Origin of the sequence: Streptomyces sp. NPDC006294 (assembly GCF_042870895.1) — a bacterium.
Classification (GTDB): Bacteria; Actinomycetota; Actinomycetes; order Streptomycetales; family Streptomycetaceae; genus Streptomyces.
Genome location: NZ_JBIAHV010000006.1, coordinates 18,298 through 33,087, shown reverse-complemented (window position 1 = coordinate 33,087; position 14,790 = coordinate 18,298). Strand labels below are relative to the sequence as shown.

General features: G+C 74.1%; 14 protein-coding genes. 8 read left to right on the top strand and 6 right to left on the bottom strand.

The features are described from left to right. Positions 1–255 precede the first annotated feature (255 nt). On the top strand, positions 256–1,731 hold the full coding sequence (locus ACFYOP_RS11845; RefSeq protein ID WP_356897370.1) for a hypothetical protein: 1,476 nt from the start codon (positions 256–258) through the stop codon (positions 1,729–1,731). A gap of 95 nt (positions 1,732–1,826) precedes the next feature. Here the strand turns inward: ACFYOP_RS11845 and ACFYOP_RS11840 are convergent, their stop codons facing one another. Then, positions 1,827–1,997, bottom strand: coding sequence for a hypothetical protein (locus ACFYOP_RS11840; RefSeq protein WP_356897368.1), 171 nt, complete (start codon positions 1,995–1,997; stop codon positions 1,827–1,829). Between the two features lie 228 nt (positions 1,998–2,225). On the opposite strand from ACFYOP_RS11840, the gene ACFYOP_RS11835 reads away from it, so the two are divergent. Beyond that, positions 2,226–2,987 carry a 2OG-Fe dioxygenase family protein gene (locus ACFYOP_RS11835; RefSeq protein WP_356897366.1) on the top strand — a complete coding sequence of 254 codons (762 nt, stop codon included), beginning with the start codon at positions 2,226–2,228 and terminating at the stop codon, positions 2,985–2,987. Here the strand turns inward: ACFYOP_RS11835 and ACFYOP_RS11830 are convergent. Together ACFYOP_RS11830 and ACFYOP_RS11825 are read right to left on the bottom strand one after the other, a co-directional pair. After that, on the bottom strand, positions 2,974–4,086 hold the full coding sequence (locus tag ACFYOP_RS11830) for a glutamate--cysteine ligase (protein ID WP_356897364.1): 1,113 nt from the start codon (positions 4,084–4,086) through the stop codon (positions 2,974–2,976). The genes ACFYOP_RS11835 and ACFYOP_RS11830 overlap by 14 nt on opposite strands. A gap of 58 nt (positions 4,087–4,144) precedes the next feature. Next, complete coding sequence (locus ACFYOP_RS11825) at positions 4,145–5,986, bottom strand: thiamine pyrophosphate-requiring protein (protein ID WP_356897362.1); 1,842 nt, start codon at positions 5,984–5,986, stop codon at positions 4,145–4,147. Between the two features lie 144 nt (positions 5,987–6,130). Here ACFYOP_RS11825 and ACFYOP_RS11820 point away from each other — a divergent pair, with 144 nt between their 5' ends. Further along, on the top strand, positions 6,131–6,739 hold the full coding sequence (locus ACFYOP_RS11820; protein ID WP_356897360.1) for a flavodoxin family protein: 609 nt from the start codon (positions 6,131–6,133) through the stop codon (positions 6,737–6,739). Positions 6,740–6,935: 196 nt separating this feature from the next. Continuing rightward, positions 6,936–7,520, top strand: coding sequence for a DUF2867 domain-containing protein (locus ACFYOP_RS11815; protein ID WP_356897358.1), 585 nt, complete (start codon positions 6,936–6,938; stop codon positions 7,518–7,520). Between the two features lie 16 nt (positions 7,521–7,536). Here the strand turns inward: ACFYOP_RS11815 and ACFYOP_RS11810 are convergent, their stop codons facing one another. Continuing rightward, a complete protein-coding gene (locus ACFYOP_RS11810; protein ID WP_356897356.1) occupies positions 7,537–8,451 on the bottom strand; it encodes a hypothetical protein in 915 nt (304 codons plus the stop codon). A 264-nt stretch (positions 8,452–8,715) separates the two neighbouring features. After that, positions 8,716–9,834 carry a cellulose binding domain-containing protein gene (locus ACFYOP_RS11805; RefSeq protein ID WP_356897354.1) on the bottom strand — a complete coding sequence of 373 codons (1,119 nt, stop codon included), beginning with the start codon at positions 9,832–9,834 and terminating at the stop codon, positions 8,716–8,718. 210 nt (positions 9,835–10,044) lie between these two features. On the opposite strand from ACFYOP_RS11805, the gene ACFYOP_RS11800 reads away from it, so the two are divergent. After that, positions 10,045–10,290, top strand: coding sequence for a hypothetical protein (locus ACFYOP_RS11800; protein WP_356897352.1), 246 nt, complete (start codon positions 10,045–10,047; stop codon positions 10,288–10,290). Then, a complete protein-coding gene (locus ACFYOP_RS11795) occupies positions 10,251–10,574 on the top strand; it encodes a GNAT family N-acetyltransferase (protein ID WP_356897350.1) in 324 nt (107 codons plus the stop codon). Before ACFYOP_RS11800 ends, ACFYOP_RS11795 begins: the two co-directional genes overlap by 40 nt. A 7-nt stretch (positions 10,575–10,581) precedes the next feature. On the opposite strand, the gene ACFYOP_RS11790 is transcribed toward ACFYOP_RS11795, so the two are convergent. Then, on the bottom strand, positions 10,582–11,055 hold the full coding sequence (locus ACFYOP_RS11790; protein WP_356897348.1) for a VOC family protein: 474 nt from the start codon (positions 11,053–11,055) through the stop codon (positions 10,582–10,584). A 113-nt stretch (positions 11,056–11,168) separates the two neighbouring features. Here ACFYOP_RS11790 and ACFYOP_RS11785 point away from each other — a divergent pair, with 113 nt between their 5' ends. Both ACFYOP_RS11785 and ACFYOP_RS11780 read left to right on the top strand, forming a co-directional pair. Beyond that, on the top strand, positions 11,169–13,676 hold the full coding sequence (locus ACFYOP_RS11785; protein ID WP_356897346.1) for a SpoIIE family protein phosphatase: 2,508 nt from the start codon (positions 11,169–11,171) through the stop codon (positions 13,674–13,676). A gap of 63 nt (positions 13,677–13,739) precedes the next feature. Continuing rightward, positions 13,740–14,783 carry a LysR family transcriptional regulator gene (locus tag ACFYOP_RS11780; RefSeq protein ID WP_356897344.1) on the top strand — a complete coding sequence of 348 codons (1,044 nt, stop codon included), beginning with the start codon at positions 13,740–13,742 and terminating at the stop codon, positions 14,781–14,783. Positions 14,784–14,790: the final 7 nt, after the last annotated feature.

The window sequence follows — 14,790 nt, the reverse complement described above, 5'->3', positions numbered from 1 at the left end:
ACACCACGGCGGCCGGCCCCGCCGATCTCGCGCGCCCGGCATCGGCACGGCGGACGCCGGTCGCCGGCCGGTTCCCCACGGGGTGGGTACGGAGGCGCCCGCGTATTCCGTCGAGCGGAGCAGGCCGGGCCGTTCCCGGATGGCGCAATGTCGCTTTATGCCCATTAGATGTAACAAAGTGTGCGCGCTCAGGCGGCGCACGACGAACGACACGGTGTACGCCTACCCGGATGTTCCGCGAACGGAGCCCGCGCCATGACCACCGACCCCAGAACCCCTGCCACCTCCGACTACCAGGACGACCGACCGCGGCCGCCCGACAGGAGCCCTGACGCCGGGTTCACCGCCCCCGCGTTCGGGACCCGCGCGGCGCCGCCCATGCCGCCGCACCCGCCGGCCTTCCCCGATTCCGCGGTGCTCTCCGCCGCCCCCGCCGGCCGTGCGAGCCTCGACCCCGTCCACCCCGCTCCCGAGCCGCCCTCCCCGGAGGCCGAGCCGTTCCCCTCCCGCGAGACCTCGGCGGGAACGGGAACGGGAGCAGCCACGGGCGCCGACGCGAGCGGGCCGAAGACGCCGGGCCCGGACCCCGCGCAGCGGCCCACTCCCGTCCGCACTCCGGCCGAGAAGCCGCGGGCGCCGCAGGACGGCAACGGCACCGAGCCGCAGAGTCGGTCGCAGCCGGCGGAGCCGGAGACCGGGGCGGCGTACGGGGCCCAGGACCCGACGCCTGTCCGCGACGCGATCGAGGACCCGCGCCCGCTCCGGCACGAGACGCCGGCGCCGGTGAACCCGGTGGACGGGTCCGCGCCGGACGCCGACCCGGTCCCCGCGGCCGGCCCCGTCCAGGAGACGGCGGCGAACGAGAGCGACCAGCCCATACACACGCTGCTGTGGACGGCCGCGACCGAGCGCCCGGTGGCGGAGGTCGCCGCCCTGGTGAGCCGGCTCAAGCGGACCGGTGAGGTCGACAGCCCGGGTGACCTGGCCCTGCGTGCAGCGGCGGTCTCCCGCCCGCTCGAAGAGGTCCAGCAGCTGGTCGCCCTGCTCAACGAGTACCCGCACCCGCTCCACGAGGCCGACACGACACTGAGGGCCGCAGCGGTCGGCAGGCCCATCGAGGACGTCGTGCGGCTCGTGAACATGATCGGCGCCGACGCCGGCGACTGGCGTACGGCGGCGGACGAGGCCGCGGCCGAGGAGTCCAGGCCCTCCGCCGGCGCCGCCGGGGAGGAAACCCGGGCCGCCGCCGAGGCGCCGAAGAAGAAGTCGGCGTGGCCCATGGCGGCGCTGAACGGCGCCCTCGCCGCGGGCCCGGACGGCCACAGCGTCTCGCCCGCCCTGCGCTCCGCGCTCCGCTGGCCCGCGGCGCTCGCCCTCTTCGCGTGCGGCGTGGTCCACCTGCCCACCGACGTCGCCGGCCTGCGTTCCGGCGGCTACGCCGAGACCCTCTCGGTCGCGGTCATGGTGCTCTGCCTGGTCGTCGCCGTCTGGCTGACCGTACGGGACACCGCGCTGGTCTGGGCGGCCGCCGCCGGACTGGCGGTCGGCGTCATCGCCCTGCACGCGCTGGCGGGCGTGGGCACCATGAACCTGCTGCAGAGCAGCCTGGGCAATTCCTTCGGCTGGGCCAGAGCGGCCGCCGTACTGTGCGCCGCGGCGACGGCGTCGCTCGCCGGGTCCGTCCTGCTGCGACGCAAGCAGCCCGCCCCCGGTGCGACGCGCAACACCTGAACCACCCGGTACGCCGTGCCCGCTTCGCACGGTGACCGCCCCCGGGCCTTCCGCGACGGCCTCCGCCGCCCGTACGGAAGGCCCGCGGCGCGCCGTCAGCTCTTCGGACCGCGGCCGTCGGGGCCGGTCTTCTCCTCGGCCGCCGGCTCGCCGGCCTCGTCGTCCCGTTCGCCCTCCGCCTGCGACGGGGTCGTCCGGGCGTAGTTCGGGCCGAGTTCGTCTTCCGGACGTTCGCCCTCGGCCTGTGAGGGCGTCTGCTCGCTCATGGGACCACTCCTCACCGTCTCAGCCGGCTCCGCCTTGCGGGTGCCGAACCCGTGGCGGCGGGAACCCGGTCGGCACGCAGCGGCGGGTTCCCACCCCCGCGGACGCCAATCATGAGCGGCGGCGTGACGGCCGGGCACCGCACGGAGGTGCGCCGGGCGTGCGGGCCGCCGATGATGGCACCCGGTCCGAACACACACGCAGCACCGGAGAAAGGGCGGTGGCAGACCGTGGATCCCCTGACCGACTTCCAGGACCCGGCGGCCGGACACTCCGCCGCGCGAACCGCCGAGGAGACGGCTCGCGCCGCGCTGGCCGGCGAGGGCGTGCATCTGATGCCCCCGGCCGACGTCCTGGCCTGCACCGGGACCGACCAGGCCGACTGGGCCCGCTTCGCGGCCCACTGGGAGGACCTGTCACAGGACGAGTACGCGGCACGGCGCGGCACCCGCAGACTGCGGCGCTACGGTCATTTCTCCTTCGTGCCCGCGACCGGCGAGCTGAGGCTCCTGCCGCACACCGTGTTCGTCCAGCCCGACAACACCAATCCGCTGTACGAGACGGTGGACCGTCACTTCGACCCGCTGACCGGCGCCTTCGTCGCCGACCCGGTGCTGCGGTCGGTCCTCGGCGTGCTGGGCCGGACGGCCGGCGCGCTGGACAGCGCCGAGCGGTGGAGCGTCAAGGTGCATCCCTTCCGGGTCCTCGCGACGGCGGACGGCGGCGGGGAGCCCACACCGGAGGGCCGGCACCGGGACGGCGTCACGCTGGTGTCGTCGCTGCTGATCGCCCGCGACAACGCCACCGGCGGTGAGAGCACCGTCTACAGCCCCGAGGGCGCAGAGGTGCTGTCGGTGACACTCGACGAACCGGCGAGCCTGCTGCTCTCCGACGACCGGGCCACCCTGCACGGCGTGTCGCCCATCAGGCCGGCCGACGTCGGGGCCCCGGCCCGTCGTGACGTGCTGGTGGCCACCCTCACGCCGGGCTGACACCGCCCCTTCCTGCCGTCGCGGCGAGCAGGTCGTCGACGACGTCGGTCAGGCTGGACCGGCGCTCCCACGACGCCCGCTGCCGCTGGGCCCCGCACCCGTGCCGGTCCAGCCGCCGCAGGAAGGCGGCGGTCTCCTCGAGGTCGCCGCCCTCCTCCAGTTGCGGCCGTACGTGGACGACCAGCCGCCGGGCCTGTTCGGCGAACGGCACGACGCTCCCGGTCAGGGCGTCCGGGCCGCTGCCCGGCCAGCCGTCGCGCGCCGCGCGCCAGTAGGCGGCGCGCAGCAGCTCGCCGCAGACGGGTTCGCCGTTGTCGCCGTCCCGTACCCGCTCGGCGGAGCGCACGACCAGGGCCCTGACGAGGGCGGTGAGGGCGGCGGTGTCGGCGGCGTCCGCCGGGACGTCCATGACGCGGACCTCCAGCGTCGGCACCCGCGGGTTGGGCCGTACGTCCCAGAACGGGAGGTTCGCGTCGAGCATCGCCCCGGACTCCTGAAGTGCCGCCGTCAGCCGCTCGTAGTGGGCGAGGGAGTCGACGTACGGAGGGGCGCTCAGCGCGGGGAAGCGGCCGCGGACGACGGTCCGCCAGCTCGCGTAGCCCGTGTCGCGGCCCTCGAAGAACGGGGAGTTGGCGCTCATGGCCACCAGCAGCGGCAGCCAGGGGCGCAGATGGTTCGCGGTCAGCACGGCCACTTCGCGGTCCGGGACATGCACATGCACATGGGCGGAGCAGACGGTGAAGTCGTCCAGCATGCTGCCGAACTGCCGTACGCCGGCGTGGTAGCGGGGGTGGTCGCCGAGGACACGGGCTCCCGGGCCGCCGAGGACGGGCGTGCCCGAGGCGCACGGGGCGACGCCGTCCGGCCCGCAGGCGTCGCGCGCGGCCGCCCGTACGGCGGTGAGCTGCCGCAGCAGTGCGGCGGTGTCGTCGCACGGCGGGGTCCGCACCTCGAGCTGGCCCTCGTGGAACTCGCCGGCGACCAGGTCCCCGACGGTTTCACGGGCGCGGGCCACCACGCGGCCGCCGGCCGGCTCGACGGCCCGGCTGTCGGTCCGGACGAGGAAGAACTCCTCCTCCACTCCGATGGTGACCCTCATGCCCCCGCGGTCTCCTCGGCCGGCCCGGGACACGAACGGGGCGTGCGACGACGCGGCGTCACCTCTCGTCGGCCGTGCTGTCGTCCGTCGCGCCGGAACGGTCGCCGCGGTGCCGGCTCCCGGGCAGGAACTCCTGCACCTTGGCCTTGAAGCCCTGCTTGAGCACCGACGCGCGGTCGCTGTCGCCCTGGACGATGGCGGCCGCGGCGGCCTGGATCTGGTCGAGCGAGGCGTGCGGCGGGATCGGCGGGACGGCCGGGTCGGTGCGGAAGTCGATGACGAAGGGCCGGTCGGCGGCGAGCGCCTGCTTCCAGGCGGCCTCGACGTGCTTGGGCTTCTCGACCCGTACGCCCCCCAGGCCGATCCGCTCGGCGATGTCGGCGTACGGCAGGTCGGGGATGTGCTGGGACTCCTCGAACTGCGGGGCGCCGGACATGGCGCGCATCTCCCAGGTGACCTGGTTGAGGTCGCCGTTGTTGAGCACGGCCACGATCAGCCGGGGGTCGGACCATTCGTGCCGGTACTTCGCCGCGGTGACCAGCTCCATCATGCCGTTCATCTGCATGGCGCCGTCGCCGACGATGGCGATCGCGGGCCGGTCGGGGTGCGCGAACTTGGCCCCGATGGCGTACGGGACGCCGGGGCCCATCGTGGCGAGCGTCCCGGAGAGGGAGCCGCGCATCCGGCCGCGCATCCGCAGGTGGCGGGCGTACCAGTTGGCGGCCGAGCCGGAGTCGGCGGTGATGACGGCGTCGTCGGGGAGCATGCCGTCGAGGGCGTGGACGACGTACTCGGGGTTGATCGGGTCGGCGTCGACGGCGGCCCTGCGCTGCATGACCTCCCACCAGCGGTCGACGCTCTGCTCGATCCCGTCCCGCCAGGTGCGGCTCTCCTTGCGGTGCAGCCGCGGCAGGAGCCGGCGCAGGGTTTCGCGGGCGTCGCCGACCAGATTCACCTCGAAGGGGTACCGCAAGCCGATCATGTGCGGGTCGATGTCGATCTGCACGGCCCGCGCCTGGTCCAGCTCCGGCAGGAACTGGGTGTACGGGAAGCTGGAGCCGATGACCAGCAGGGTGTCGCAGTCCCGCATCAGCTCGTACGAGGGGCGGGTGCCCAGGAGCCCGATGGCCCCGGTCACGTACGGCAGGTCGTCGGGCAGGACGTCCTTGCCGAGCAGCGCCTTGGCGACACCGGCGCCCAGGACGTCCGCGAGCCGTTCGACCTCGGTGCGCGCGGTGCGGGCGCCCTGGCCGACGAGGACGGCCACCTTCTCGCCGGCGTTGAGGACCTCGGCGGCGCGTTCCAGGTCCTCGTCGGCGGGCACCGGGGCGTAGCGTCCGATGCCCATGCTGGAGGGGACCATCTTGAAGGCGTGCTTGGGCGGGCTGTAGTCCAGTTCCTGCACGTCGGCGGGGATGATGACGGCGGTCACGGTCCGCCGGGCGTACGCGGTGCGCATCGCCCGGTCGATGAGGTTGGGCAGCTGTTCGGGGACGGTCGCCGTTTCGCAGAAGTCGGAGGCCACGTCCTTGTAGAGGCTCTGCAGGTCCACCTCCTGCTGGTAGGAGCCGCCCATCGCGCTGCGGTTGGTCTGCCCGACGATTGCGACGACCGGCACATGGTCGAGCTTCGCGTCGTAGAGCCCGTTGAGCAGATGGATGGCGCCCGGCCCGGAGGTGGCGGCGCAGACGCCGACCTTGCCGGAGAACTTGGCGTAGCCGACGGCCTGGAAGGCCGACATCTCCTCGTGGCGCGACTGGACGAACTTCGGTTGGTTGTCCGCTCGGCCCCAGGCCGCGAGCAGACCGTTGATGCCGTCCCCCGCGTAGGAGAAGACATGGGTCACGTCCCAGTCCCGCAGCCGCTGGAGGACGTAGTCGGATACTTTCGCCTCGGCCATCGGTGTTCCGCTCCTCCGTGCTGTGCGCTCAGTTGTCCCGGCTTGTCCTGGGTAACCGTGCGGGCGGCGGCGGAAACCTGGGGGTGTCACCCGGTCGGCCCGGCGCACGGGGTGCGGACGGCCCGAAGGGGTACGGCTCCGCACATGAAGGCACTGGTGATCAACTGCACGCTGAAGACGTCCCCGGACCCCTCCAACACCCATGCGCTGGCGACCGTCGTCGCCGGGCAGCTCGAGCAGTACGGGGCGGAGGTGGAAATCGTCCGGGCGGTGGACCTGGACATCAGGCCGGGCGTGGTGAGCGAGGCCGTCGGCCCCGGCGACCAGTGGCCTCAGGTGCACGAGAAGCTGCTGGCGTCCCAGATCCTCGTCATGGCCTCGCCCACCTGGCTGGGCCGCCCCTCGTCCGTCGCCCAGCGGGTGCTGGAGCGGATGGACGCCATGCTCTCCGAGACGGACGACGACGGCCGCCCCGTCGCCTACAACCGGGTCGCGGGCGTGGTCGTGACCGGCAACGAGGACGGCGCGCACCATGTGATCAGCGAGATCTCCGGGGCCCTGGGCGACATCGGCTACACCGTCCCGGGCCAGGCGTGGACGTACTGGCATCTGGGGCCGGGGCCGGGACCGGACTATCTCGACGACGAGCGGGGCCGCGACTGGTCGCACAAGACCGGCCGGGCGATGGCGGCCAACCTGTTCGGCGCCGCGAAGGCACTGGCGGCGAATCCGCTGGGGGCCCCGCCCGGGTGAAAGGCCGCAGGGCCGTGTGGCCCTCCGGGTCGGTGTCGCGGCGTGCTCGACCGCCTCACCCGCGCGGCGGAGGCGGGATCGGCCCGGGGGCCGATGCCGCGCCGGTCGCGGCGGCGGGAGACTCGTCGTGGATCACGACGAGCCGGGCCGCGCGCACCGCGGCCCCCGGCCGTCACCGAACAGGTGGAGGCGACGCATGAAGCTCCGGAGCACCGCACACACGTCCCGGCCGTGGCGGATCCACGCGATCGCACCGGACTTCCGCCTGTACGACGTGTGGGCGCTGCCGACGCCGGGAGGGCCCGACGACTTCCCCCGGCTGGTGCGGCAGGCGGCAGCCGGCGACACGGCGGACAACCCGTCCCGGGTCGCCCGTGCGCTGTTCGCCGTCCGGTGGCGGCTCGGTGAGGTGTTCGGCTGGGACGGTCCGGGCTCGGGTCCGGGCTCCCGGGTGCCGACGCTGCGTGACCGGCTGCCGGCCGATCTGCGGGACGGGCCGTCGGGTCCGGACTTCGAGCGGCTGCCGTTCACCTCGCTCTATCTGGCAGCGGACGAATGGGCGGCCGAGATGGCGAACCGGACGATGCACGGGGTGATGCATCTGAGCTGGGTTCCGGACGGCAAGGGGGGCCACCGGGGTCAGATGGCCGTACTGGTGAAGCCGAACGGCCGTTGGGGGCGGGCCTACATGGCCGCGATCGCCCCGTTCCGGCACGTGCTCGTGTATCCGCCGCTGATGCGGGGCATCGAGCAGAGCTGGAAGGCGACGCCCGCCCGCTGAGACCGGATTCGGCGCGTCATCCGCCGTCTGCCGGCGGCCGGTCCGCTGCCGCGCCCGCCTTGTCCGCGCGGCGGCGGGCGTCGCGGGCCGTCCGCTCCGCCCGGCGGGCCCGGTCCCGGGCCTCGCGCAGCGCGCGACCGGTCCGCCGCTGCCGGTCCTGAGCCTCCTCCAGCTCCCTGGCGAGCGAGGCCGCCCGTTCCCGCGCTTCCTCGAACGCGGCCTGCTCCCGCTCCAGCGCCGCCGTGGCCTCTTCGCGCGCCTGCTCGCTCTCGCGGGCCTGTTCCCCGGCGGCCCGGGCGTCCTGCCGGGCACGGTCGAGCTTCTCGCGACGCCGGCGGTCGGCAGGGTCCGTACGATCCGTGGTCTCCGTGGTCTCCTTGCTCTCCGTGGTCTCCTTGCTCTCCTTGTGGGTGCGCCGCGCGGCCGGCTCGGGTACGGCGTCGGCGCCCGCTTCCAGGCCGGTGAAGCCGACGGGGGCGCTCAGCGGCCTGTCGAGGTGACCGGCCGCCCACTGCCGCGCGGCGTCCGGGTCGGCCAGCGCCGCGTGCAGGGTGGCCTCGATCTCGTGGACCGCCGACTCCCCCACGGGCTGTCCCGCCTCCGCCGCCAGTCGCCGCGCCTCCCGGGCCAGTGCGCCGACCAGGAGGTGCTGCTGTCTGCCGAGTTCGCGCAGCTGCTCGCCGTCGAGGTTCCGGTGCGCGTCCCGCAGGCCCTCACCGAGGCTGATCAGCGGCCGGATCCGCTCGGGCTCCCGGCGGACCAGCAGATTGCCGGCCCAGGCGGACAGGGTGGGCCTGCGCAGGGCCCGGATCCGGTCGGCGAGTCCGCGGTCACCGGCCCGTCGGGCCTCGGCCGCGCGTTCGTCGCGGGCCGCGGTGAACTCCTGGGGGCGCAGCGCGTACAGCTCGTCGAGGGTGCTTTCCAGATCCACCGGGCTCCTTACGGTCCCTCCCCCGCCGTCCACCGTGCCGCTTCCCAGGGTCGCACCGGGCGCCGGCCGTGTCAGGCCGTGTGAGGCCGTGTGAGGCCGTGTGAGGCCGTGTGAGGCCGTGTGAGGCCGTGTGAGGCCGTGTCAGTCGGAGCCGGGCGTGACCATCGGTCCCCCGCCCCCTCGTGCGGGGGACCGATGGAGCCGCGCCACCCGCCGCGCCCGTCAGGGCCGCCGGGTGAGCCGTGCCGGGAACGGGCCGGTCCGTCAGGCGACGGAGCAGGCCGTCCCGTTGAGCGTGAACCGGTCCGGTTCCGCGAAGGCGCCGGTGTACGTCCCCTGGAAGCCGAAGGACTGGGTGCCGCCGGCCGGGATGCGCCCGTTGAAGCCCGCGTCGCGCGCGGTCACCGCGCCGGCGGCCGGCGCGACCGTGGCGTTCCACGCGTTGGTGACACGCTGGCCGCCGGGCAGGGTGAAGGCCAGGTTCCAGCCGTCCACGGGTCCGGTGCCGGCGTTCCTGATGGTCACCTCGGCCGTGAAGCCGCCGGGCCATGACCGGGTGGCGTAGCCGACCTGGCAGGCGCCCGCCGGCTCGCCGGGAGGCTCCTCACCGCCGCCACCACCGCCGGCGCTGATCGTCGACGAGAAGGACCCGACCGACAGACCCGCGCCGCCCTGCCAGGGCTCGAAGCCGGCCTGGACGCTCGTCAGATACCAGTCCGGGGCCGCCATGCCCCGGCTGACGGTCTGGTCGACGAAGTCCATGACGTCGAAGGACCAGCTGCTGACGGCGGAGGGAGCCACGAAGGAGATCACGTCGTTGCCGCCGTTGTTCCCCGTCCACACCTCCCACTGACGGTCGCCGACGGTCGCGGAGCCGGTCCGCGAACCGATGGGCTGGATGGGGCCGACCCGGTTGAACCAGATCATGATCTCGGTGCGGTTGACACCGTCGGTCCTGGGCTGGGGGTCGAGCCAGATGTCGAACGAGGCGTTGTAGACCGCGTTGCCGACGTAGCCGTACGTGACGCTGGTGGGCGCGGCCCCGATGGTGCCGAGCTGCTTCGGCAGCTGGGTGCCGGGCGAGCACTGGGTGTAGTGGCAGCCGTTGAAGACCGAGGGATAGGACTTCGGCGCCCCGTTCGTGGGCACGGAGCCGTCGGCCCGGGTGAGGGTGAAGCCGGTGCCGGTCACGTCGAGGCACTGGGTGGCGCCGGTGCCCCAGCGGTTGTTCTGGACGATGTACCGGTCCTGGATGGTCGTGGTGCCGTACTGGTCGCAGATCTCCGCGGCGGCCTGCGCGGCGGGCGCGGCCGACAGCAGCGCGGCCGGTGCTCCGAGCACGAGCAGCAGGGCCGTCGTCAAGGCGCGTAAGCGGTGTCGCATGGTGTCCCTTCAGCAGTGGGGGAATGCCGTGGGAGCGCTCCCATTCGCTGCTGGACTGTAGGAGTCTTTCGAACTCCTGACAAGACGCACGGCTCCGATTCATCCCTTCCGTTCAAGGCTTGACGCAGCGGCGGAAGCGACGTGTGCCGCCGCCTCGTGTCCGGCCCGGCCGCGCACCGGTCGGGACCGGCCCGTGCCATGATCGCCGTCATGCCTTCCGCTTCCGGAGCCGCCGTCCGGCCCGCCGCCCTCACGACACGCCGGCTGGCGCTGCGTCCCGTCGCCGCCGCGGACGTACCGGAGATCGCGCGCCTGTGGACCGACCCCGAGGTCCGGCGGCACCTCGGCGGCCCGGTCGCCGGCAGCGTCGTGCGCATCCGGGAGAAGCGGTGCGTCGGCGCCCCCGGGGTTTCGCCGTGGCGCGGCGGGCGGACGGCGCCGTCGTCGGCCTGGTGACGGTGGAGCTCGGGGCCAGGGACGACGGCCGGACCGAGGTGTCGTACCAACTGCTTCCCGAGCACTGGGGCCGTGGCTACGGCCGCGAGGCCGTGGCCGCCGCGGTGGCCTGGGCGCGGGGCGACGCACCGTCGGGCGCGCCCCGGGTGGTCGCCCTGACCCAGCAGGCCAACCTGCGGTCGCGGCGGCTGCTCGAGGCACTCGGGGCCACGGTGGAGGACATGTTCGTCGAGTGGGACGAGCCCCAGGTCCTCTACGCCTTCCCGGCTCCGCCCGCGGGGTAGGCGCGGGTCACGCGCGGTCGGCGGCCTCGTACAGAGCGGCGACGTCGATCTTGCCCATGGAGAGCATGGCCGACATCACGCGCTGCGACCGTTCCTCGTCCTCACCCTCCAGCAGCTCCCCCAGCGCCGCGGGCACGACCTGCCAGGACAGGCCGTACTTGTCCTTCAGCCAGCCGCAGGGGCCTTCCTGCCCGCCCTCGCCGAGCTTCTTCCAGTAGTGGTCGACCTCCTCCTGGTCGGCGCAGTTGATCAGCAGGGAGATCGCCTCGTCGAAGGTGAACTCCGGGCCCCCGTTGATCGCGGTGTACTCCTGGCCGTCGAGCTCGAAGTCGACGGTCAGCACGGTGCCGGCGGGCCTGGGGCCGGCCTCGCCGTAGTACGAGACGTGCTTGATCCGCGAGTTCGGGAACACGGAGACGTAGAACTCGGCGGCTTCCCTGCCCTGCGTGTCGAACCACAGATTGGGCGTGATGCGCGGCATGGCGGCCTCCTGGTGTGTCGGTGCGGGCCTGTACCCACTGTCCCCCTGTGACCGCCGCGCCGCCCGGAATTCATCGCTCGCGTGCCCGCGGGACCGGGCGCAGGATAGGACCGATGACCGGATCCGTGACCCTGATCGGTGAGAGCCCGGAGGACCCGTACGCACACGGTCGAGCCGCCTCCGTGGTGCTGGACCGGCACGGCCTGGTGACCGGCTGGAGCGACCGCGCCCGCGCGCTGGTCGGCTGGTCGGCCGCGGAGGTGCTCGGGCGCCGCGCGGTGGAGGTGCTGGTGGACCCCGCCGACGTGGACCTCGTGCTGGAGGCGACGGCGGCCTGCGTCCGGCGGCGGGGCTGGTTCGGGGTCGTGCCGGTGCGGACGCGTGACGGGCGCAGGATGGGCTTCGGCGTCCGGGCCCGCCGGGTGACGCGGCTGGTGGGGGGCGGCGAGTGGTTTCTCGTGGTCGCGCCGGCGGAGGAGGTGGTGCAGTGGGAGATCGACCGGTCGGTGATGGACGGGCTGTTCCGCAGATCGCCGGTCGGACTGGCGGTGCTCGACCCCGACATGAACATCCTGCGGGTCAACCGGGCGATCGCCCGCATCGGCGGCGTCCCCCCGGAGGAGACGCGCGGCCACCGCATCGGCGACTTCCTCGTCCCGGCGGACGCGGAGATGGTGGAGACGGGGCTGCGCGAGGTGCTGCGCACCGGCACACCGATGATCTTCACCGAGCAGCCGTGCCGGATGGCGGCCGACCCGGGCAGGGAGCGGTTCGTCTCCGTGTCCGCGTTCCGCATCGAGGACGCGGGCGGCCGGGTGCTGGGGGTCACGCAGTTGGTCGAGGACGTCACGGACGGCCATCTGGCCCGGCGCCGGCTGGCGCTGCTCACCGAGGCGGGCGCCACCATAGGAACCACCCTGGACGTCCGGCGGACGGCGCAGGAGCTGGTGCGGGCCGCGGTGCCGGGGCTCGCCGACTGCGCCTGCGTGGACCTGCTGGAAGCGATCAGCCGCGGCGAGGAACCGGTCGCGGACGGGGGCGGCGGGCCGGTCCGACGGACGGCGTACACGACCGTCACGCCGGAGACGGAGGCTCTGCTGTTCCCGGTGGGCACGGTCAACGCGTTCCCCGAGCGGTCGCCGCAGGCGCGGTGCCTGGCGACCGGGCGTCCGGTGCTGGAGCCGTTCATCGACATCACGGACCTGGTCACCGCCCGGGCACCCGGGGTCCGGGAGGCGGCGCTGGCCGTGCACTCGCTGATGGTGGTGCCGTTGACGGCGCGCGGGCTGGTCCTCGGGTTCGTGAGCCTGTGGCGCTCGCGGCTGCCGGAGCCGTTCGAGGAGGACGACCTCACCCTGGCCGGCGAGCTGGCGGCGCGGGCGGCGGTCTCCCTGGACAACGCGCGCCGCTTCACCCAGCAGCACCGGGCGGCGCTGGCGCTGCAGCGGCGGCTGCTGCCGCGTGAACTGCCCGCGCATCCGGCGGTCGTCGTCGCCCACCGGTACATGCCGGCCGGCGGTGCGACGGGGGTCGGCGGGGACTGGTTCGACGTCATTCCGCTCTCGGGCGCCCGGGTGGCCCTCGTCGTCGGCGACGTCGTCGGGCACGGCATCAACGCCGCGGCGACCATGGGCCGGCTGCGTACCGCCGTGCACACGCTGGCCGACCTCGACCTGGAGCCCGACGAGGTGCTGTCCCATCTCGACGACCTGGTGACCCGGCTGGCCGGGGAGCAGGAGCACGACGTCGAGGGCGGTCCCGGCGAGCAGGTGGTGGGCGCGACCTGTCTGTACGCCGTGTACGACCCGGTGACCCGGCTGTGCTCCGTCGCCCGGGCCGGGCACCCGCCGCCCGCCGTGGTGACGCCGGAGGGGAAGGTGAGCCTGCCGGACCTGCCCGCCGGACCGCCGCTGGGGCTGGGCGGGCTGCCCTTCGAGGCGGCGGAACTGACGCTGGCGGAAGGCAGCGTGCTCGCGCTCTACACCAACGGGCTGCTGGAGTACGCCCCGCTGGACATGGACGCCGCTCTCGCGAAGCTGTGCTCGACGCTGGGCGGTACCGGCCGGCCGGTGGAGGAGCTGGCCCAGGCGGTGGTCGACGAACTGCTGCCCGCGCGGCCCAGCGACGACGTCGCCCTGCTGCTGGCCCAGACGCTCACCCTGGCGCCGGAGATGGTCGCGACCTGGGAGCTGCCCGCCGAGCCGACGGCGCCGTCCCGGGCCCGCCGGCTCACCGCGGACCAGCTGGCGGCGTGGGGGCTGGCGGACATGGCGTTCGCCACGGAGCTGATCGTCAGCGAACTGGTCACCAACGCCTATCGGTACGCGGGCGGGCCCGTGACGCTGCGGCTGATCAACCATCAGCGGCTGATCTGCGAGGTGTCGGACCCGAGCAGCACCTCGCCGCATCTGCGCCGGGCCCGCAGCACCGACGAGGGCGGGCGGGGTCTGCTGCTGGTCGCGCAGCTCACGGCGCGGTGGGGCACACGGCACTCGCGCGCCGGCAAGACGGTGTGGACGGAGCAGACGCTGCTTCCGCCGACCGGTGGACCCGGCGGCATCGAGAAGCTTCTCCAGCCCCCCTCCGGGCCGGTTCCGCCCGGTTCGCCGAGCGGAACCTGACGCCGCGACTTTGGTCTGGACCTGCCTATTGCCGGGGCCGTTCCGGCGCGCCAAGCTCCTGGCATGGAACTGGAGTTGCGGCACCTGAGAACGATCCGGGCCATCGCCGACGCCGGAAGCCTCACCAAGGCGGCCACCGCGCTGGGGCTCGCCCAGCCGGCGCTCAGCACGCAGTTGAAGAGGATCGAGCGCGCACTGGGCGGGACGCTCTTCGAGCGCGGACGCAGCGGAGTGCGGGCCACCGCGCTCGGTGAACTGGTGCTGGACCGCGCCCGGGTCGTGCTGCCCGCGGTGCACGAACTGCAGGAGGAGGCCGTACGGTTCGCCCGGACGGGCGCCGGCTGCGGCCCGGGGAGCGCGTTCCGGCTCGGCGGCACCCACGGTCCGCTCCTGGGTGGGCTCGTCGACCGGCTCGCCGCCGCGGAACCGGGGGTCGCGGTGGTCACCCACACGTCGTGGTCCGAGCGCGAGATCGCCGCCTCGGCCGCCGAGGGCCGGCTGGACTACGCGCTGATCGGCGCGTGCGGCGAGAGCGCGCCGCCGGAGCCGGGGCGGCTCGCGTGGGCGGAGGTGGCCCGCGACCCGGTCTTCGTGATGCTGGCCGCCGACCATCCGCTCGCCGCCCGGCCCGAGATCGAGCTGGCCGAACTGGCGGCGGAGGCGTGGACGGACGTCCCGGGCGACGGCTGCTTCGCCGACTGCTTCGCCGCCGCATGCGTCAGGGCGGGCTTCACCCCGGCGTGCGTGTACGAGGCGGACACCGCCTCCTGTGTCCATCTGGTCCAGGTGGGCCGGGCGGTGGGCCTGTGCCGCGCCACGTTCCCCGAGACCCCCGGCATGGTGACGCGTCCGCTCAGCGGCGCGCCGCTGGTCTGGCGCCACCTGCTCGGCTGGCATCCGGAGGCGCCGGCGGCGCTGCGGGCGGCCGACGTCGTCGGCCATGCGCGGGCCGCGCACGCCGACGCTGCGGCCCGCAGTTCCAGCTACGCGCGCTGGCTGGCCGACCGGAGCCCGGTCCTCCATAACGCCGTGGAGGGGGCCGACCGACAGCTGACGCACGGGGGTTGTTGTTCCCTACGGTTTCGGCACACCTCCCACCGAACCTAGGGGACTT

Coding starts and splice junctions, on each gene's coding strand:
- ACFYOP_RS11840 (WP_356897368.1), bottom strand. CDS start 1,997: ATGAGCGAGCAGACGCCCTCACAGGCCGAGGGCGAACGTCCGGAAGAC.
- ACFYOP_RS11820 (WP_356897360.1), top strand. CDS start 6,131: ATGAAGGCACTGGTGATCAACTGCACGCTGAAGACGTCCCCGGACCCC.
- ACFYOP_RS11830 (WP_356897364.1), bottom strand. CDS start 4,086: ATGAGGGTCACCATCGGAGTGGAGGAGGAGTTCTTCCTCGTCCGGACC.
- ACFYOP_RS11845 (WP_356897370.1), top strand. CDS start 256: ATGACCACCGACCCCAGAACCCCTGCCACCTCCGACTACCAGGACGAC.
- ACFYOP_RS11805 (WP_356897354.1), bottom strand. CDS start 9,834: ATGCGACACCGCTTACGCGCCTTGACGACGGCCCTGCTGCTCGTGCTC.
- ACFYOP_RS11815 (WP_356897358.1), top strand. CDS start 6,936: ATGAAGCTCCGGAGCACCGCACACACGTCCCGGCCGTGGCGGATCCAC.
- ACFYOP_RS11800 (WP_356897352.1), top strand. CDS start 10,045: ATGCCTTCCGCTTCCGGAGCCGCCGTCCGGCCCGCCGCCCTCACGACA.
- ACFYOP_RS11825 (WP_356897362.1), bottom strand. CDS start 5,986: ATGGCCGAGGCGAAAGTATCCGACTACGTCCTCCAGCGGCTGCGGGAC.
- ACFYOP_RS11780 (WP_356897344.1), top strand. CDS start 13,740: ATGGAACTGGAGTTGCGGCACCTGAGAACGATCCGGGCCATCGCCGAC.
- ACFYOP_RS11785 (WP_356897346.1), top strand. CDS start 11,169: ATGACCGGATCCGTGACCCTGATCGGTGAGAGCCCGGAGGACCCGTAC.
- ACFYOP_RS11790 (WP_356897348.1), bottom strand. CDS start 11,055: ATGCCGCGCATCACGCCCAATCTGTGGTTCGACACGCAGGGCAGGGAA.